Origin of the sequence: Stenotrophomonas nitritireducens (assembly GCF_001700965.1) — a bacterium.
GTDB classification, from domain to species: domain Bacteria; phylum Pseudomonadota; class Gammaproteobacteria; order Xanthomonadales; family Xanthomonadaceae; genus Stenotrophomonas; species Stenotrophomonas nitritireducens_A.
The window spans coordinates 1,452,539-1,471,832 of record NZ_CP016756.1 but is presented as its reverse complement, the minus strand read 5'-3'; the positions used below and the strand labels follow the sequence as shown (position 1 = coordinate 1,471,832).

Below are 19,294 nucleotides of genomic sequence, written 5' to 3'. Positions count from 1 at the left end.
AGCTTCTGCCGAGCATGGCTCGGCGCTACAGGGTGACGGCTTTGTCGATCAGGTTGTACGACAGTCCAGAGCGCGGCGGCTTCCTGCGCGAGATGCGGCGTAACCGCCATCAGATTTCGATCACAATCCTCAGTTGCCGGTCCTTGCATCTGCGGGCGGCAAGCTCTTCAACACTGCCTTGTCGATCTTTGCCGCTACGCCCACGCTGCGGCCTGCGAGATTGACCACGTTGTACTGCGCGGCCACGCCGAGCACCTGGGTGGCCTGCGACATATCCAAGGCATAGGACTGGCGCAGCCACTGCAGCATGCCGGAGGTGGCCAGGCGCAGCGCGTCATCGCTGGAGCCGGCTTGCCCCAAAGTCATAATCTGCGTGGGCGATTCCACCCGTGGCGTGGCGATGGTGTGCTTCTTGATCAGTTCAACTTTCACCGCTACATCCAGCGAGGTTTCCAATGCCCATTGGGTGGTTTCGCCGTCGCCCTGCAGGGCATGGCCATCGCCCAGATAGAGCAGCGCGCCGGGCTGCTGCACCTGCAGGTACACCGTGTTGCCCTCGGCCACGGCGTTGAAATCCATGTTGCCGCCGAAGTCGCCGGTATCGCCGGTGGAGAACGGCGGGTAACCAAAACCGGGGGCAACGGCGAGCCCGCCGAGCATCGGCTTGATCGGGATTTCGAAGTTCTTCATCGCACCACTCGCATCCTGCGGCCGCGCCATGCCGCGCACGCGGTCCAGTTGCCAGCGCACCGGATTGCCCAGCGCCGCGGTTTCGGTGGCGACGCGCGGGGTCTTCAAACGGCTGACGATGCCGTCAAGGCTGTCGGCGTAATCGCGGTTGAGCTTGAGTGCGTTGATCGTGATCGCCAAGGTATCGCCGGGTTCGGCACCGGCGACGAAAAACGGCCCGACCTGCGGGTTGCCGAACAAGGCGCGGGTGACGCCATGCTCGTCGACGCCGCCCGAATCCAGCGTCTTGGTCTGCACCGAATCGCCCGGCCAGATCACCAGCACCGGTGCGCGATCAGCGCTGAAGGTATTGGAGTAGTCGGTGGGCCTGAAGTGATGCAGGCGCGGTGCGCTGTCTGCCCGTGCCGGTACCCGCCATGCGGTGAACGTGTGCGCCGCACGCGCTCTGCGATTGTTGGTGTCTGGCTCGTCGCTGCGGCCCTGCATGCGGCTGCCTTCGATGCGGCCGTCGTAGTGGTAGACCTGGCCATCGCTGCCGGTTGCGGTGAACTTCAACTGCGTGCCGTTCAAGCTGCCGCTTATCGGGTCGCCGCCCAATGTTCCGCTCACACGCGTGCCTTGCACGTCCAGATTCAAGGTCTGCTGGGCGCTGTTGCCCCACAGGTCGGTGGCCAGGATCCATTGATCGGCGGCGAGGGCATTGAGCGGGAGTACGGACAACAACAGCGAAGACAATGTCAGTGAAGTGCGCACGTTGCGTGTGTCTGCGAAGGGCCCGGTGGGCGTGTTCGCAGAGTGTACGAACGGCGATGTCGCCGGCGCAGTGTCAAACGTAACGACACGTGTAGTCAACTCGGCCGCGGCAAAGCCGACCGATGATTCCCTGCAGCTGGCGGGCGGAGCGGGCTGCAGGTCCCGCGCTGCACTCAGGGCGTAAGCGCGCGCAGCGCCAGGAACATGTCCACGCAGTCGTGCATCACCTGCTGCTGTGCGTTGGCATCCAATGGCGCGGCGCCCAGTGCCATCTGCGGCCACAGCGCGAATGCCTTGACCATGGCTTGCAGCTGATGAGCGGCGTCGGCCGCGGCAATGTCATCGCGCAGGCGGCCATCGGCCTGTGCGGCGCGGATCCAGCGGGTGAGGCCTTCTTCCTTCTCGGCCAGCTTGTCCATCATCAGCCGTGCCCGTTCCGGCGCATGCAGCAGCTCGGCCATGGCCACGCGCGACAGCTCGATGAAGTTGGGGTCGCTGAGCAGGCACAGCTTCTGCGCGACCAAGGCCAGCAGCTGCTCGCGCAGCGGTCGCAGCGGGTCGTAGCTGAGTGCCTCCAGCGATTGGCTGGCGTCCCACAGCTGCAACAGAATGGCGGTGAACAGTTCGTCCTTGCTGGCGAAATGGTTGTAGACCGTGCGCTTGGATACCTCGGCGGTGGCGGCGATGCGATCCATGCTGGTGCCGGCGAAGCCCAGCTCGCGGAACTCGGCCGCAGCCGCGCGCAGGATGGCCTCGCGTTTGCGGTCGGTCAGGCGGAGGGGGCGCTTGGGGGCGGTCATTTCCATATTTTACACCGTTCAGTTTACTTTCTTCGAAACGGAAGTAGACTTTGCGGTGTACTTTCCGGGCGGTGTTGCCATGTCACCGCCTGCCGCGTTTCCCCTTTTCTGACGGTGCTGAATGCCATGTCCATGGGCCTGCTGACCTCCAGTGCGCGTGCTGTCGTTGCCTATGACCGCTCGCCGCAATACGGGGACGGGCGCTTCCACAACCCGGTCAAGCGCAAGCCACTGGGCTGGCTGCGCGGCGCCAGAGTGTGGTGGCGGTTCCTGTTCGAGAAGCCGGCCGATGCTTCCCCGCACGTTGCGATTCCGGTGCATGCGCTGACCCGGCAAGCGTTGCATGACGCGCCGGACCAAAGCCTGTGGCGGCTGGGCCACTCCACCATGCTGATGAAGCTTGGTGGGCACTTCTGGCTGACCGACCCGGTGTTCGGCGAACGCGTATCGCCGCTGTCGTTCATGGGCCCCAAGCGCTTCCATGCACCGCCGTTGTCGATCGAGGAACTGCCCGAGATCACCGGCGTGATCATTTCGCATGACCATTACGATCATCTCGATCACGACGCGGTATTGGCGCTGGCGCCGAAGGTGCGGCACTTCGTCACCGCGCTGGGCGTGGGTGATCGCCTGATCGCCTGGGGCGTGCCGCCGGAAAAGATCACCCAGCTGGACTGGTGGCAGGAAACCTGGGTGGAAGGGCTGAAGATCGCCGCCACCCCGGCGCAACATTTCTCCGGCCGTGGCCTGTCCGATGGCAACCGCACGTTGTGGGCATCGTGGGTCATCGACAACGGCGATACGCGGATTTTCTTCAGCGGTGACAGTGGTTACTTCGATGGCTTTGCAAAAATCGGCGAGCGCTATGGCCCGTTCGACCTGGCCATGGTCGAAACCGGTGCTTACGACGCCGATTGGCCGGACGTGCACATGCAGCCGGAACAGAGCCTGCAGGCGCATCTGGATGTGCGTGGCAAGGTGATGATGCCGATCCACAACGGCACGTTCGATCTTGCCCTGCATCCGTGGACTGAGCCGTTCGAGCGCATAACCGCCTTGGCCGAAGCGCAGGGCGTGGTGTTGACCGCGCCGCAGATGGGCGAGCGCCTGGATATCCGTCAGCCTGCGCCTTCGACGGGGTGGTGGCGGCAGGCGCCGCCGGACGCGGCATGACGGCGCGGGCAGGCGGTTGCTGTGCAGTGGTTGCGATTGCCGCGGCAGCGGCGTGAATGCGTTGATTCCGTGCTGGCGCAACTAGCGCCGGCGCCGGTTGCGGTGTCGCATGCAAATGACAGCAAACGCGCTGCGCTGGCGTTCGTCATGATGGCGCCGCGTGCGCGTTGATCTGCGCACGCACGCAGGCGCGAAACCGCTGCAGCGCGCGCACGCCCCGCCCAAACTTGTTTACAGTGTCCATCGCCGCGCGCCACCGCGCGCCTGATCCCATGGAGCTGCTTGATGAAACCCCTGATCCTCGGCGCCGTCTGCGTCATCGCCCTGGCCGCCTGCAGCAATCCGGAGGCCGAGCGTCAGCAACAGGAAGCCGCCGCCGCGCAGGAGCGGGCCAAGCGTGAGGCCGACGCCGAGGGCATCGGCAAGCTCTACGACACCGCCGTGACCGCTGCCGATTGGGAAAAAGCGCGCATCCACGGCGCCGCACTGCTTGATCAATACCCGGATTCGGAAACCGCCAAGCGCATCGAGCCGGGCTTTGCCGAGGTCAGAGAGAAGGCTGCCGCCGCCAGCGAGCTGCGCCGCATGCAGGCCTTGTGGAACTACAACCAGGTGCCGGTGAAGGGCGGTACGCAGCGCTCGGCGGCGATCTACAGCAAGGACCGGGTCGAGGTGGACAGCACCGGTGCCAAGCAGGTGAACCTGGTGTTCCGCGATCACCCGGAATGGAAGCGCCACGCCTATCTGGTGCTGCAGTCCAGCGACTTCGCCAAGGCCTGCTACCGTGGCTGCCAGGTCAAGGTCAGCGTGGATGGTGCGCCGGCCCGCAACATGGCCGCACACCGCCCGGATACCGACGAGGCCATCGCCATGTTCATCGATGACAACCGTGGGCTGTGGCGGCAGGCGCGCAAGGCCAAGGTCATCGAGATCGAATTCCCGGTGCAGGCCGGCGGCACCCGCAAGGCGGTGTTTGAAGTGGGTGGGCTGGACGGCAGCCAGATGCCGAATTGGGATTGAGGCCGGTGCTCGCTGATGTGCCGGAGCGGTGCGAGGTCGCCGCCAGCCGCCATTGGGTGTTCGACATGGACGGCACCCTGACCGAGCCGGTGCATGATTTCGAGCTGATCCGGCGCGAGCTGCAGATTCCGCCGGGTGCGGACATCCTGCAGCACCTGGCCGCGCTGCCTCCGCAACAGGCCGCCGACAACCATGCCTGGTTGATGCAGCATGAGCTTGTATTGGCCGAGGCGGCGGTCGCCGCGCCCGGTGCGCAGGCCTTGATCCGCGCGCTGCATGCCGACGGCTGCCGGCTGGGCATTCTTACCCGCAATGCGCGTGAACTGGCCGAAGTAACCCTGGCAGCGATTGGGCTGGCGGAGTGTTTTGCGGCCGGGGAGATCATCGGCCGCGACGAGGCCGAGCCCAAGCCATCGCCGGCTGGCCTGCAGTATTTTGCTGCGCGCTGGGATGTGGCGCCGGCTGCGATGCGCATGGTCGGTGATCATTACTACGACCTGGCCACCGCCAAGGCGGCCGGTGTGCCCGCAGTCCTGGTCAACCTGCCGGAAGATCCCTGGCCGGGCATGGCGCAATGGCAGCTGCGTGATTGTGCGCAGTTGCTGCAGCATTGGCAGGCCGCAGTATCCCTGTAGAGCCGAGCCATGCTCGGCTGGAGCGTTACCGATAAAGCCTGTTGTTGTAGGAGCGGCGTAAGCCGCGAAGCTGGCAATGCCGGGCTGCAGGTGATTGCGCTAGCTGGGGGTGTGCGAGCTTCGCGGCTTACGCCGCTCCTACAAACAATGCCATGCCGCTGATGGATTGCTTGTAGGGCCTCTGCCGAGCATGGCTCGGCACTACAGTTGGGTTTGCCGGTAGAGCCCCTGCCGAGCATGGCTCGGCACTACGTGCGGGTTAAAAAAAACGGCGCCTTGTGGGCGCCGTTTTTCTTAGAGGCCGTAGCCGAACTGCTGCTTGAACTGGTCGTTGAACTCGGCGAAGTCGAAGCGCTGGTTCTGCGTGCCGGGGTGTTCCACCTTCAGCGCGCCCATCAGGTTGCTCATGCGGCCTACGGTCAGCCAGTCCATGCCCTTCTCGATGCCGAAGATCAGGCCGGCGCGGAAGGCGTCGCCACAACCGGTCGGGTCGACCACGCGGCGCTCATGCGCAGGCGGAATGTCGAAGGTCTTTTCCGGGGTGTGGATGATCGCGCCACGCGGGCCCTGGGTGGTGATGTAGGCCTTGGTCCGCGAGACGATGTCGGTCTCGCTCCAGCCGGTGCGCTGCTGCAGCAGGTTGGACTCGTAGTCGTTGACCACCACGTAGTCGGCCTGCTCGATGAACTCGCGCAGTTCCGGGCCGTTGAACAGCGGCAGCGCCTGGCCCGGATCGAAGATGAAGGGGATGCCGCATTCCACGAATTCAGCCGCGTTCTGGATCATGCCTTCGCGGCCATCCGGGGCAACGATGCCGAAAGTGACGCCCGGCACGTCGCGCACGTGGTTCTCGTGCGAACGCATCATCGCGCCCGGGTGGAAGGCGGTGATCTGGTTGTTGTCGTGGTCGGTGGTGATGAAGCACTGCGGGGTGAACATGTCTTCCAGCACCCGCACCTGGCTCAGGTCGATGCCCATGCGCTCGAAGTGTTCGCGGTAGGGGGCGAAATCCTGGCCCACGGTGCCCATCGGGATCGGGCTGCCGCCCAGCAGCTTCAGGTTGTAGGCGATGTTGCCCGCGCAACCGCCCAGTTCGCGACGCATGCGCGGCACCAGGAACGACACGTTCAGGATGTGCACCTTGTCCGGCAGGATGTGGTTCTTGAACTGGTCCGGGAACACCATGATGGTGTCAAAGGCAAGGGAACCACAGATCAAAGCGGACATTGCGAACAGGCCTATACGTAAAGGGAAGTGCCGCCGCGCACGCGCAGGCGGACCGGCGCGACTGCGCGCCAAAGTGCGTAAGGTTACCGGCTGCGGCGGCCCACGGCCACAACCAAGGATGTACCGCAGCTGCCCAGGCTGGCCGAAAGCCCAGAATTCCCTAGGATTTTCCTTGCTCGGGCGGGGGTGGGTTGATAGGCTAACTGCCCTCATTTTCTGCCCATTTTTTCGCCAACCGGCGTGGGCACGACACCCGTCAGGATCACTTCCCAGATGTTCAAGAAGCTGCGTGGCATGTTCTCCAATGACCTGTCCATTGACCTGGGCACGGCCAACACCCTCATCTATGTTCGCGGGCAGGGCATCGTGCTGAACGAGCCGTCTGTCGTTGCCGTGCGCCAGGATCGCGCCATCGGTGGTACCCGCTCGGTGGCTGCCGTCGGCGCCGAGGCCAAGCAGATGCTGGGCCGTACCCCGGGCCATATCACCACCATCCGCCCGATGAAGGATGGCGTCATTGCCGACTTCACCTACACCGAGGCGATGCTGAAGCACTTCATAAAGAAGGTGCACAAGTCCCGCTTCCTGCGTCCCAGCCCACGCGTGCTGGTGTGCGTGCCGGCCGGCTCCACCCAGGTCGAGCGCCGCGCCATCAAGGAATCGGCCGAGGAGGCCGGTGCGCGTGATGTGTTCCTGATCGAAGAACCCATGGCCGCTGCCATTGGTGCCGGCATGCCGGTCACCGAGGCACGCGGTTCGATGGTCATCGATATCGGCGGCGGCACCACCGAAGTGGCGGTGATTTCGCTGAACGGCATTGTCTACTCGGCGTCCGTGCGTATCGGTGGCGACCGTTTCGACGAGTCCATCACCAATTACGTGCGCCGCAACCACGGCATGCTGATCGGCGAAGCCACTGCCGAGCGCATCAAGGTGGAGCTGGGCTGCGCCTACCCGCAGGCGGAAGTGATCGAGATGGAAATCTCCGGCCGCAACCTCGCCGAGGGCGTGCCGAAGATGATCAAGATCAGCTCCAACGAGGTCCTGGAAGCGCTGCACGAGCCGCTGTCGGGCATCGTCTCGGCGGTCAAGCTTGCGCTGGAACAGACCCCGCCGGAACTGTGCGCCGACGTCGCCGAGCGCGGCATCGTGCTGACCGGTGGTGGCGCCCTGCTGCGTGACCTGGACCGCCTTATCTCCGAAGAAACCGGCCTGCACGTGCAGGTCGCCGACGATCCGTTGACCTGCGTTGCCCGCGGTGGCGGTCGTGCGCTGGAACTGGTGGACATGCACGGCAACGAGTTCTTTGCGCCGGAGTGATCCGCAGGCAAGGGGAGCGGGGGAACCGGGAAGGCGGGGCAGGGTGTGCTGCACCCTGGTCCATTTTCCAGCGCCTGCTTCCCCGTACCCTCGGCGTGACGCGCGTCGCGCCGTTCCCTTTCCCGATTCTCCATTTCCTCTTACCAGCCTTCTGTCGTGCCCCCTTACGCCGGTCCTCCCGTAGCCTCCCGCCAGGGGGATGCCAGCAGCACGCTACGCTTGCTGGCGTACCTGGCCTTGGCAATCACCTTGATCGTGCTGGATGACCAGGGCGGCTGGATGTCGCGTCTGCGCGCCCAGGCCAATGTGCTGGTGCAGCCGATCTGGGCGCTGGCCGGCGTACCGGGCCGGGTTGGCGCTTCGGTCAAGGACAACGCGGCCAGCCATAACCAGCTGGTCACCGAAAATCGCGAACTGCGCAACCAGCTGCTGATCGCCAATGCGCGCCTGACCCGCCTGCAGACCGCCGCGCTGGACAACGCGCAGCTGCGCGAGCTGCTGAACGTGGCCGAGCGCAATGGCCTGGACGTGCAGCTGGCACCGATCCTCGACATCGATCTGGATCCGGTCAAACAGCGGCTGGTGCTGGATTCGGGCAGCCGCGACGGCGTGCACGTGGGCCAGGCGGTGATCGATGCCGGTGGCCTGATGGGCCAGGTGATCGCGGTGACGCCGGCGCATTCGACCGTACTGCTGCTGACCGACCCGGACCATGCGGTGCCGGTGGCGGTGGCGCGCAACGGCGTGCGGCTGATTGTCTACGGGCGCGGTGACCGTCTGGAACTGCGTGATATTCCGCTCAGCGCGGGCGTGGAAGTGGGCGACGAGATCGTCACTTCCGGCCTGGGTGGGCGTTTCCCGGCCGGTTTCCCGGTCGGCAAGATCCTGAAGCTGCGCCCGGACGATACCCATGCCTTCCTGGTGGGTGAGCTGGAGCCGGCGGCCAAGCTGGACCGTGGCCGCAATGTGCTGCTGCTGCGTTCGGTGCCAGCCTTGCCGCAGCTGCCGGATCACATTGAAGGCGATGCGGCGATGGACGCGGCGGCGGGCGGCCCGGCAGTGGCGCCGGTCAACCGCATGGGCGTGGCCGGAGCGCATGTTGCCGCCGCAGCCCCGGCCGTTCCGGCAACGACGCAGGCAGCAGCCAGCACGCCGGATTCCGCCGGGTCCACCGTGCAGCAGCCGGCGCCAGCGCCGGCAGCAGTGCCGGCTGCCGAGACACCCGCGCCGGCAACACCGGTGTCGGGCGACAACCCCAACCCGCCACAGGTGCGCCCATGAGTCGTCTGCGCACCAAGGGCTGGGTGATGCCAGTCAGTTTCGTGCTGGCCTTGCTGCTGGCCTTGATCCCGCTGCCGGAGCTGTTGTTGCCGGCACGCCCGTATTGGCTGGCGCTGGTGCTGGCTTACTGGGTGATCGAAACCCCGGACAAGGTCGGGCTGGGCTTTGCGTTCTGCATCGGCCTGCTGGCTGATGTGATGTTTGGGGGCATTCTCGGCGAGCAGGCCCTGCGGCTGGTGGTGATGGCCTTCATCCTGCAGCGCTTCCGCGCGCGCATTCGTTTCTTCCCGCTGTCGCAGCAGGCGCTGGCGATGGGCGGGCTGTTGTTCAATGACCGGGTGATCGACGCCGCCATCCACCTGCTGGTGGGCGAGCCGCTGCTGCCGTGGAGTTACTGGGTGGCGCCGCTGCTGGGCATGGCCTTGTGGCTGCCGCTTTATGTGCTGCTGGATGCGGTGCGGCTGGGCAAGCGCGGGCGCTGACGCATGGCTTCGCGCCGCCAGAACAAGAATCCCCATGCCGAGGCCGAGCAGTTCCGCCGCCGCGCCGCGATCGGCTTCCTCGGCGTGGTGCTGTGCCTGGGTTTTCTGGGTGCCTGGTATTTCAAGCTGCAGGTGCTGGACCACGACATCTACGCCACCCGCTCCGAGGCCAACCGCATCAAGGCGCGGCCGGTGGTGCCCGGGCGCGGCCTGATATACGACCGCAACGGCCGCCTGCTGGCCGAGAACGTGCCGGCCTTCCGTCTGGATGTCACTGCCGACAAGGTCCAGGACATGGACGTCACCCTGGCGGGGCTGCAGAAGATCTTCTCGCTCAGCGAGGAAGACATCGAGCGCTTCAAACAGTCGCGCAAGGCGCGTCGTGGCTTCATGCCGGTGACCTTGAAGCTGCGCGTCAGCGACGAGGAGATGGCGCGCTTTGCGGTGGACCGCTGGCGCTACCCGGGCGTGGAACTGGAACCGTATCTGACCCGGCGTTATCCCTACGGCGACCTGTTCGGCCACATCATCGGCTACGTCGGCCGGGTCGATGACAAGGACCTGGAAGAACTGGGCGAGGGCAATGCCGCGCTGACCCATATCGGCAAGTCCGGTCTGGAGCGTTTCTACGAAACCCAGCTGCGCGGCAAGATCGGCTACGAGCAGGTCGAGACCAATGTGCAGGGCCGTGCGATCCGTACCATCGGCCGGGTGCCGGCGCAGTCGGGCACCGACCTGCGCCTGTCCATCGATGCCGACCTGCAGCGCGCGATGGTGGCGGCGTTTGGTGAGCAGGAAGGCTCGGCGGTGGCGATTGATCCGCGCACCGGCGAAGTACTGGCGATGGTCAGCCTGCCGTCCTACGACCCCAATCTGTTCGTCAACGGCATCTCCCACGCCGATTTCAAGATGCTCAACGAGAACCCTTCGCGGCCGCAGTTCAACCGCCTGGTGCTGGGCGGCGTGGCGCCGGGTTCGACGGTGAAGCCCTTCCTCGGCTTGGCCGGCCTGGACAGCGGCCTGCGCCGGCCCGAAGACAAGATCCTGTCGCGCGGCATGTTCTACCTGCCGGGGGTGAGCCGTGGCTGGGGCGATGCCAACCGCGGTGGCCATGGCTGGACCGACCTGCGCAAATCGATCACGCAGTCGGTCAATACCTATTACTACCAGCTCGGTATCGACATGGGCATCGAGCGCTATGACGAATACATGGGCGGCCGCTACGGTTTCGGCCAGCCCACCGGCATCGACCTGGCCGGCGAGATCGGCGGCATCCTGCCGTCGCCTGCGGCCAAGCTCAAAGCCAACAAGGAGCGCTGGTATCCCGGCGACACGGTCAACGCCAGCATCGGCCAGGGCCTGTGGAAGGTCACGCCGCTGCAGTTGGTGCGCGGTGTTGGTGGCCTGGCGACCGGGCAGCTGCGCACGCCGCACCTGGTGATGGAACAGCGTGCCGGCTTCGACCACGACTGGATGCCCTCCCCGCAGCCAGCGAGCCGCCCGATCAGCCCGAATCCGGCCAATGTGCAGGTGGTGCGCGAGGGCATGATGGGCACCATGCAGCCCGGCGGCAGTGGTTGGCGGTCCGCAGCCGGCGCGCAGTACCGCATGGCGGGCAAGACCGGTACCGCGCAGGTCATCAGCCGCAAGGGCACGGCCGCGTTGAACCCGCGCAGCCTGCCGATGCATCTGCGTCACCGCGCGCTGTTTGTCGGTTTCGCCCCGGCCGAAGAGCCGGTGATCGCCATCGCCATCGCCGTGGAAGGTGGTGGCTACGGTGGTTCCGCGGCCGCGCCGATCGCGCGCAAGGTATTTGATGCCTGGCTGCTTGGGGTAATGCCCGAAGGCCTGCAGCCGCTGGATGCCGAGCGCGGCACGGTGGCGGTGGGCGTGGCGACGTTCGATACCGAAGATGCCAGCTGGCGTGCGCGTGGTGAGCAGGTTGCGTCGCAGTTCGCCGATCTGCCGGTGATGGTCGGTACGCCTGCGCCTGTTCCGGGTGCGCCACTACCGGCCGCACCCGATGCGCTGCCGGCGGTCGCCCCGGGCAGCGCCCGTGCGCCCGCGCCGGCAGCGGCGGCAACCGAGGTACGTCGATGAGGGATTTCCTGCGCTGGGCATTGGAGATGGGCCAGCGGCTCAGCCGCGGCCTGGACTGGCCACTGCTGTTTGCCTTGCTGGCCTTGATGGCCATTGGCCTGTCGGTGCTGGACAGCGCCGGTGGCAGTGGCCTGGTGATGGCGCAGGGCGCTCGCTTTGCGGTGGGCCTGGTGGCGATGTGGGCGATCGCGCGGGTGTCGATCCTGCGCATCCGCGCGTGGACGCCGATGATCTATGCCATCTCCATGCTGCCGCTGCTGGCGGTGTTCGTGTTGGGCACCGGCAAGTACGGGCGGCAATGGTTGAACCTGGGCTTGTTCTACCTGCAGCCGGCCGAGCTGCTCAAGGTCAGCCTGCCGATGATGGTGGCCTGGTACCTCAACCGCATGCCCCTGCCGCCGCGTATTCCGGTGGTGCTGGTGGCGGCGGTGATCATCGGTGTGCCGACCGGGCTGGTGATGCTGCAGCCGGACTTCGGCACCGGCGTGCTGATCGCGGCCAGTGGTGCTTTCGTCCTGCTGCTGGCCGGCCTGCCGTGGTGGTGGGTGGGTGTGGGCGTGGGCGGCGTTGCCGCCGCCGCGCCGGTGGCCTGGTTCTGGTTGCTGCGGCCGTACCAGAAGGACCGCATCATGATGTTCTTGGACCCCGAGAGCGACGCGCTGGGCGCCGGCTGGAACATCATCCAGTCCAAGATCGCCATCGGTTCAGGCGGCTTCACCGGCAAGGGCTGGGGGTTGGGCTCGCAGTCGCACCTGAACTTCATTCCCGAGCAGACCACCGACTTTGCGTTCTCCGTGCTCAGCGAGGAATACGGTTGGGTCGGCGTTGCGGTGGTGTTGGCACTGTACCTGTTCGTGATCGGCCGCTGCCTGTGGATCGCGGTGGACTCGCGCGATACCTATTCGCGGCTGCTGGCCGGCGCTACCGGCCTGGCGTTCTTCGTCTACATCCTGGTCAACGGTGGCATGATTTCCGGCTTGTTGCCGGTGGTGGGCGTGCCGATGCCCTTGATCAGTTATGGCGGCACCTCGGCGGTGTCGTTGCTGGCCGGGTTCGGCCTGGTGATGGCGGTGCGCGCGCACCGGCCGGTGCATGGCGGCTAGCGCAAGGCTGTTGCGCGGCCTGCGTATTGATGTGCAGCAATGTTGCGAGCTTTGATCCAGATCAAACACCTGCCTTCACCGAACCTTCACACTACGCACCGTCACCGGCGCGCTCTGCGCGCTGTGGCGGCCAGTTCGCCGTATGGGGCAGCTGGCAGGTCGGCAACTGGCGGAATGACGGGGGGAGCCGTCATTCCGGATCCTCCAGAAGCCGGCGCGAGCGCCGGTCATCTCAGCGGGATGGGGAGATGACCGGGGCTCCATTTTCGACGTGACCGACATGGGCCCCGCCGCGCCCGGTTTCTGCGTGCCCATCCGCTGCGTCGCCGGCCGTACCCCCCTATTCATTGGCACGACCGAATGTGCGGGCATATGAATGTGCCGGGGCGCGATATCTTTCTGCTTTAATCTTGTTGTGTTTCATGGTGTTATTGCGGGAAATTCATCTTTGACCTGCTAATCTCGCCCGATGATTAGACGCGCCCTGGTTTGCTGCCTCACCCTCGGCATGGTTGCCTGCGCAACCCAGCCGAAGTCTCCTGCACCCCTGCCGGCCCCGGCGGAAACTCCGGTCAAGCCGAGCACCGGCCCGGCCGAAGCCGTACCCGAGGCACAGGTGGCCTTGCCTCCGGTCGACCTGACTCCGGTGCCGTTCGAAACCGCGCGCGCCAATTTCGTGCGTGATACGGCCGCCAAGTACCGCATCGACCCGGCCTATATCCAGGCCATCCTGGCCCAGGCGCAGATCCGCGAGCCGATCATCGCGGCGATGTCGCGTCCGGCCGAGCGGGTCAAGCCGTGGAATGAATACCGGCCGATGTTCATCACCCAGGCGCGCATCGACGGCGGCCGCAATTTCCTGGCCCAGCACCGCGACGAGCTGATGCGCGTGCAGGAACGTACCGGCGTGCCGGCCGAGGTGATCGTCTCCATCATCGGCGTGGAAACCAGTTACGGCCGCAATGCCGGCAACCACCGCGTGCTGGATGCGCTGTACACCCTGGCGTTCAAATACCCGCGCAGCGGCGACCCGGCCAAGCTGGAGCGCGAAGTGCGCCGCGAGCTGTTCTTCCGCGATGAGCTGGCCAAACTGTTCGAGCTGAGCGCGCTGGAAAAACTCGACATCACCACGCTCAAGGGCAGTTATGCCGGGGCGATGGGCATGGGCCAGTTCATGCCGTCCAGCTATCTGGACTACGCGGTGGACGGCAATGGTGACGGCCGCCGTGACCTGTTCAACAGCTACGACGATGTGTTCTCGTCCATCGCCAATTATTTCGTCAAGAAGGGCGGTTGGATCCGCGGTGGCACCGTGGCGGTGCCGGCGACGCTGCAGGCCGGTTTCGAGGAGTTCAATCCCACCGACTGGACCCCGACCTATACCGTCACCGAGCTGGCCGCGCGCGGCTATCAGCCGGTCACGCCGGTGCGTGCGGTCAACGCCAAGGCCACCCCGGTGACCCTGGAAGGCAGTGACGGCAAACAGTATTGGCTGGGCTTCCAGAACTACTACGCAATCACCCGTTACAACATCTCCAAAATGTATGCGATGGCCGTGTTCCAGCTCTCCCAGGCCATCGCCGGCAAGGAGCTTCCCCCAGCATGAACATCAAGTGGCTGGTCCCTGCGTTGATCGTGCTCGGGCTGGCCGCCTGCAGCAGCGCTCCCAAGAAATCCGCATCGGCTACCAGCGGCGGTACAACGCCGCGCGCGCCGACAGTGGTACACGGGCACGGCTCGGCACGCGGTGAATGCCCGGAGGGCTCGCCCTATGCGAAGGCGCAGGAAGACCTGTCCACGCGTGGCAACTACACCGCAGGTGGCCTGTATAAGCCCGGGGTCAACGACACCACGCCCGACTACGTGCCGAACGTGAATTGCATCCCCGAGCCGCTGGTGACCAATGAACCGCGCTCGCCGGTGGGCAACAAGTCGCCGTATACGGTGCTGGGCAAGCAGTACCAGGTGATGGACCGCGTCGACAGCTACGTCGAGCAGGGCACCGCTTCGTATTACGGACAGAAATTCCACGGCCGGCTGACCTCCAACCGCGAGGTCTACGACATGTACGCCTTTACCGCGGCGCACAAAACCCTGCCGTTGCCCAGCTTCGCGCGGGTGACGAACCTGGACAACGGTGAATCGGTGATCGTGCGCGTCAACGACCGCGGACCGTTCCACGACGGCCGGGTGATCGACCTCAGTTACGCCGCTGCAGTGCGCCTGGGCATCACCCAGCGCGGCACCGGCCGGGTGGAAGTGCATGGCCTGACCCCAGGCAGCGAGAACCTGCAGGCATCTTCCGACAGCCGCCGCGCCCGTCGCGAGCGCGCTGCAACGGCCGTGGGTGCGGCTGCGCCGGCCGCACGCGCGACGCCCAGCCGCATGGACCAGCTGGTCGAAAAGCTGCCCGCCGCACCGGCACGCCCGGTGGCAGGCAGTGCCGATCACTTCGAGACCTGGATGAAGGACAACGGCGTGCGCGTGGCCACCGGTCGCCCGGCCACGACCACCGCTGCCGGCCCAGCGCCAGCACCGGTGAGCGTGCAGGCACTGCCGGCTGCTTCGGAGTTGCTGCAGTTCACCCCGCCCACGGCCTCGGCTGCGGCCGCAGCGGCGAGGGCTGCCGCCGGCCCGCCGCCAAAAACCGTACCGGCTGATCCGGCCGCGCGCGCGCTGGGCTCGATCCTGCTGCAGGTGGCCAGTTTCTCCAGCCGTGACAATGCCGCCCGCGCCCTGGGCCAGCTGGCATCTGCGGGTATCGTCGGGGCCAGCCTCAGTGACATCGTCAGTGGTGGCCGTACCCTGTGGCGCCTGCGGGTGCCGGCGAGCGACAGCAGCAGCGCCTCGGAACTTGCCGGGCGCATTGCCGGTCTGGGCCTCGGTCTGCCGCAAGTGGTTCGCGATTAACCCCAGCCATACCGGGGTGCCGCCGCTTGGCTGGCGTCGCCCTACAATGACCCCCCGAATTTTTCTTCCTCGTCCATCAGGAACCGTTTTCCGATGAAATTCCGTTTTGCCGCCGCTGCACTGGCCACCACGCTCGCCGTGGGTCTGGCCTCCGCCCAGACGCCCACCCCAACGCCGACCCCGACGCCTGCCCCAGCCGCCGCTGCCGCTCCGGCCCAGGTGGCTACACCGCCGGCACCGGTGCCGACCACGGCCACCGCATGGGTGCTGATGGACTACGCCACCGGCCAGGTGCTGGCGGGCGAGAACATCCACGCGCCGCTGCCGCCGGCCAGCATCACCAAGGTGATGACGTCCTACGTACTGGCTGCGGAAATGAAGACCGGCAAGATCAAGCCTGACGACCAGGTGATGATGAGCGAACGCGCCTGGCGCGAAGGCGGCGCAGGTACCGATGGCAGCTACAGCGGCTTCCCGGTCAACCAGACCGCGCGTCTGGAAGACATGGAAAAGGGCATGGCGATCCAGTCCGGCAACGACGCCGCCATCGCGCTGGCCGAGCATGCCGCCGGCAGCCAGGAAGCCTTCGCGGCGCTGATGAACAGCTACGCGGCCAAGATCGGCATGAAGGATTCGCACTTCGTCAACGCGCACGGCCTGAACGCCGAGGGTCACCAGTCCAGCGCCTACGATCTGGCGTTGCTGGGCCGCGCATTTGTGCGCGATTACCCGGAAACCTACGCGTACAACAAGATCAAGGAATTCACGGTAGGCAAGATCACCCAGCCGAACCGCAACCTGCTGTTGTGGCGCGACCAGAGTGTTGACGGCATCAAGACCGGCCACACCTCGGCGGCCGGTTACTGCCTGCTGAGTTCGGCGCAGCGCGGTGATCAGCGTCTGGTGGCGGTATTGATGGGCGGCGCTTCGGAGAAGCAGCGCGCCGATGACAGCCTGGCACTGTTGAACTGGGGCTTCCGTTTCTTCGAAACCCATCGCATGTATGAGCCGGGCAAGGCTGTGACCACGCAGCATGTGTGGAAGGGAGCGGCCGATGAGGTGCAGCTGGGTGTGGCGCAGCCGATGCTGGTGAGCGTGCCGCGCGGTCGTTACAACGATCTGAAGCCGTCGATGGACGTGCCGAAGGAATTGGTGGCACCGATTGCAGCGGGTCAGCAGATTGGTACGGTCAAGGTGTCGCTGGATGGCAAGGTAGTTGCCGAGGCGCCGCTGGTGGCGGTACAGGCGGTGGAAGAAGGTGGCTTCTTCAAGCGTCTGTGGGATGCCTTCATGATGTGGTGGAAGTCCGAATAAGGGCTTTCACAGGCTGACAAGCCGAGCGGCGTTGCGGTGTTCTGTTGACTGGGATTGAGGTCAATGGGATGCGGTGACGCCGCTTTTGTTTTGCCGGAGCGAAGCGCAGCTCTGCTGCTTTTCCTATGCCAAGTGCAGCTCTGCTCCCTCCCTTTGCCGTAGGCAAGGGGAGGGTTGGGGAGGGGTGCTCTGGCTCTGGCTCTGGCTTTGGCTTTGATTTTTTGCTGTTGTTGCTCTGGCTTTCGACTTGTCGAGCCCCTTCCGAAGCGACGGGGCTGATGGATAGGACCCCGTAGGGGCGGCGCACATGGATGTGCGTCGTTTTTCGACGAGACAGGGATGTCTCGTCGAAAAATCCCGGCAGCGGAGTGGACCTGGAGCGCGAAGCGCGGAGGGCGCGTAGGCAGGGTGTGCTTGACCAGCCATTCGGCTGTTGAAGAGCTCTTCTTTTGGTTATCTTTTCTTTGCACAAGCAAAGAAAAGTAACTCGCTCCCCGAAGGGGAGAGAAAGCTCTTGTTGTTGCCCTTGCCCTTGCTATTGCTATTGCTATTGCTATTGCTTTAGCCGCAGCTGCAGTCGCGATCAAGATCAAGATCAAGGGCTTTCGCCCGCCTACGGCGCGCGAGCACACCTTTCTTTGCTTGTGCAAAGAAAGGTGGCCCAAAGAAAGCATACCCTGCCTCCGCGCCCACACCGCTGCGCGGCGCGGGTCCACTCCGCCGGCAGGATTTTTCGACGAGACATCCGTGTCTCGTCGAAAAACGACGCACATCCCTGTGCGTCGCCCCGTGCGGGGTCTTGTCTGCCAGCTCCGTCGCTGCGGAAGGGGACCCGGTACGTCAAAAGCTGGAGAGCAGAAGCCAAGGCAGAAGCCAAAGCAGAAGCCAAAGCCAAAGCCAAGGCGTCGAGCGCCCTCACCCCAACCCCTCTCCCGTAAACGGAAGAGGGGCTAGTGCACTAGCCACCGACGCAATGCGAGCCCCTCTCCCGCGTGCGGGAGAGGGGTTGGCGTGAGGGCGCTTTTGCTTTTGCTTTGTTTTACTGCTGCTTCTGCGATCCCCACACGTTCAAAGCGCTCACCCGTGCTATGCCATCAAAGCGTGCGGCTGACAGTAAAACTACCGAATACCGGCGTTTCCTTCTGTCCGTCGAATTCGCGGCTGCGGTGGTAGCGGGCCAGGGCGAATTTCCATTTGCCACGCATCACTGCCACGCCGTAGCCGAGGTCGCCGACGAACGAGCGCTTGTCCACGCTGTGGCTGCTGCGGAATGTGTTGCCGTCCAGGGTGATGTCACGCACTACCCAGCGTGCGTCGCTGGTTACGAACAGATGGGTGGACCAGCCCTCTGCGCGCCCGCGTCGGGTGGGTGCGGTGTTTTCACCGGCCGGGCGCATCGGCGAGCTGCCGAAATCGTCAGGCAGCTTCCAGCCAAAACGTACTTCGCCGCCAACATTTGCGTAGGTGGCAAGGTTGCCGACGGCGCCGCCCCAGTGGCTGATCGCATCCCAGCCCCAGCCCGCCGCGTTGCCTTCGGCTGGCCAGCGTTGCATGCGCTCGTGCAACAATTTGAATACCGGTTCGTCGTGCAGCTGGTTGCGCCAACCCAGGAACTTGTCATCGCCCAGCGCGTCGTGCACGGCGTCCTGTACCTGCTTGCCCTGCGCCGATGGGCCGATCATGCCCAGCGCCAGTTGGGTGGTGCGCAGGTGATTGCCGTTGCGCGCGTTGTAGCCGAAGTTGACCATCAATGCCGCCGCATAGGGGCGATCATCCCTGATCAGATCGGCGCGGGTGTTGTCGGTGGGCGTGTACAAGGCCTGGCCGAAACTGAAGATCATGTTCTGCTGCTGGAATTCGCCCGGATGCAGGCGCTCCAGGCGGCGATTCATCCAGCGCGCCAGGCGCGGCAGGCAAGGGTCATCGGTGTAGTCCTGCAGATTGGGCGAGACCAGGGTCAACAACGCACCGTTGGTGTACCCCTGGTCCTGTTGCGCGCCGCCCAGCATGTCGTTGTCGATGCGGATGTTGATCGCAGGTGGATGGTCACTCAATGCGCTTTGCGCGCACTGTTCGGCTGCCAACGCAGGCGCAGTACCCAACCCTCCCGCCATCAGCACCACCAGTCCAACACCGGATTTCATTTTCAGGCCTCAATGCCAGCATATTTGTCACGCAGCTTAGAGCTGCGTTGTTGACTGGCATATCGCTACCGACCGGACAGATTGTTGTAGGCGAAACAGTGGATTTTTTTCCGCGAGTGCGCACTGAGTAAACCGGTTGATGCATGTGCGCAACTGAAACGCAGGCAGAGCCAGCGGCGCTGTTTGCGTGTTCATGCGTGAGACTTTTATTCCGTGTGTACGCGCAGTGTTGATGGCGTGGTTGCATGGTGCGCGCTCCAGCATGCACCTTCATTGATGACGCCGCTTTCGACAACAGCCCGCGCAACGTGGAAGGGACAGGGCAGTGCAGTGAATGCTCAT

At 65.0% G+C, this 19,294-nt stretch carries 15 protein-coding genes; 11 read left to right on the top strand and 4 right to left on the bottom strand.

Translation table 11 applies throughout. The annotated features are described in order from the left end of the window. Nucleotides 1-129 precede the first annotated feature (129 nt). Together BCV67_RS06195 and BCV67_RS06190 are read right to left on the bottom strand one after the other, a co-directional pair. Entirely contained in the window at nt 130-1,443 is a 1,314-nt protein-coding gene (locus BCV67_RS06195; protein WP_197430072.1) for an acetamidase/formamidase family protein, read from the bottom strand. 173 nt (nt 1,444-1,616) lie between these two features. Beyond that, complete coding sequence (locus tag BCV67_RS06190) at nt 1,617-2,243, bottom strand: TetR/AcrR family transcriptional regulator (RefSeq protein ID WP_062171463.1); 627 nt, start codon at nt 2,241-2,243, stop codon at nt 1,617-1,619. Nucleotides 2,244-2,369: 126 nt separating this feature from the next. On the opposite strand from BCV67_RS06190, the gene BCV67_RS06185 reads away from it, so the two are divergent. The 3 genes from BCV67_RS06185 to BCV67_RS06175 all read left to right on the top strand — a co-directional run bounded on the left by BCV67_RS06185 (nt 2,370) and on the right by BCV67_RS06175 (nt 5,071). Next, nucleotides 2,370-3,416 carry an MBL fold metallo-hydrolase gene (locus BCV67_RS06185; protein ID WP_062171462.1) on the top strand — a complete coding sequence of 349 codons (1,047 nt, stop codon included), beginning with the start codon at nt 2,370-2,372 and terminating at the stop codon, nt 3,414-3,416. 285 nt (nt 3,417-3,701) lie between these two features. Continuing rightward, the gene (locus tag BCV67_RS06180) at nt 3,702-4,436 is read left to right on the top strand and encodes a hypothetical protein (protein WP_062166931.1); all 735 of its coding nucleotides are present in this window, start codon (nt 3,702-3,704) and stop codon (nt 4,434-4,436) included. Nucleotides 4,437-4,501: 65 nt separating this feature from the next. Then, nucleotides 4,502-5,071: an HAD family hydrolase gene (locus BCV67_RS06175; protein ID WP_062171459.1), complete on the top strand. Its 570-nt coding sequence runs from the start codon at nt 4,502-4,504 to the stop codon at nt 5,069-5,071. 294 nt (nt 5,072-5,365) lie between these two features. Here the strand turns inward: BCV67_RS06175 and BCV67_RS06170 are convergent, their stop codons facing one another. Next, the gene (locus BCV67_RS06170) at nt 5,366-6,298 is read right to left on the bottom strand and encodes a carbohydrate kinase family protein (protein ID WP_062166930.1); all 933 of its coding nucleotides are present in this window, start codon (nt 6,296-6,298) and stop codon (nt 5,366-5,368) included. Nucleotides 6,299-6,571: 273 nt separating this feature from the next. Between BCV67_RS06170 and BCV67_RS06165 the strand changes: the two genes are divergently transcribed. The 8 genes from BCV67_RS06165 to BCV67_RS06130 all read left to right on the top strand — a co-directional run bounded on the left by BCV67_RS06165 (nt 6,572) and on the right by BCV67_RS06130 (nt 16,808). Then, nucleotides 6,572-7,618, top strand: a complete 1,047-nt coding sequence (locus BCV67_RS06165) for a rod shape-determining protein (protein ID WP_017355500.1) — start codon at nt 6,572-6,574, stop codon at nt 7,616-7,618. A gap of 156 nt (nt 7,619-7,774) precedes the next feature. After that, entirely contained in the window at nt 7,775-8,899 is a 1,125-nt protein-coding gene (gene mreC / locus BCV67_RS06160) for a rod shape-determining protein MreC (protein ID WP_062166929.1), read from the top strand. Further along, nucleotides 8,896-9,381: a rod shape-determining protein MreD gene (mreD, locus tag BCV67_RS06155; RefSeq protein ID WP_057630056.1), complete on the top strand. Its 486-nt coding sequence runs from the start codon at nt 8,896-8,898 to the stop codon at nt 9,379-9,381. Before mreC ends, mreD begins: the two co-directional genes overlap by 4 nt. Before the next feature lie 3 nt (nt 9,382-9,384). Then, nucleotides 9,385-11,481 (top strand): penicillin-binding protein 2, encoded by a 2,097-nt coding sequence (mrdA, locus tag BCV67_RS06150; protein ID WP_062166928.1) that lies wholly within the window; start codon nt 9,385-9,387, stop codon nt 11,479-11,481. Next, the gene (gene rodA, locus BCV67_RS06145; protein ID WP_062166927.1) at nt 11,478-12,584 is read left to right on the top strand and encodes a rod shape-determining protein RodA; all 1,107 of its coding nucleotides are present in this window, start codon (nt 11,478-11,480) and stop codon (nt 12,582-12,584) included. Before mrdA ends, rodA begins: the two co-directional genes overlap by 4 nt. A gap of 469 nt (nt 12,585-13,053) precedes the next feature. Then, nucleotides 13,054-14,190, top strand: coding sequence for a lytic murein transglycosylase B (mltB, locus tag BCV67_RS06140; protein WP_062166926.1), 1,137 nt, complete (start codon nt 13,054-13,056; stop codon nt 14,188-14,190). After that, the gene (locus BCV67_RS06135; RefSeq protein WP_062166925.1) at nt 14,187-15,494 is read left to right on the top strand and encodes a septal ring lytic transglycosylase RlpA family protein; all 1,308 of its coding nucleotides are present in this window, start codon (nt 14,187-14,189) and stop codon (nt 15,492-15,494) included. Before mltB ends, BCV67_RS06135 begins: the two co-directional genes overlap by 4 nt. A 93-nt stretch (nt 15,495-15,587) precedes the next feature. Further along, on the top strand, nt 15,588-16,808 hold the full coding sequence (locus tag BCV67_RS06130; protein WP_062166924.1) for a D-alanyl-D-alanine carboxypeptidase family protein: 1,221 nt from the start codon (nt 15,588-15,590) through the stop codon (nt 16,806-16,808). Nucleotides 16,809-17,902: 1,094 nt separating this feature from the next. Here the strand turns inward: BCV67_RS06130 and BCV67_RS06125 are convergent. Beyond that, nucleotides 17,903-18,952, bottom strand: a complete 1,050-nt coding sequence (locus tag BCV67_RS06125; protein WP_062166923.1) for a lipid A deacylase LpxR family protein — start codon at nt 18,950-18,952, stop codon at nt 17,903-17,905. Between the last annotated feature and the right edge of the window lie 342 nt (nt 18,953-19,294).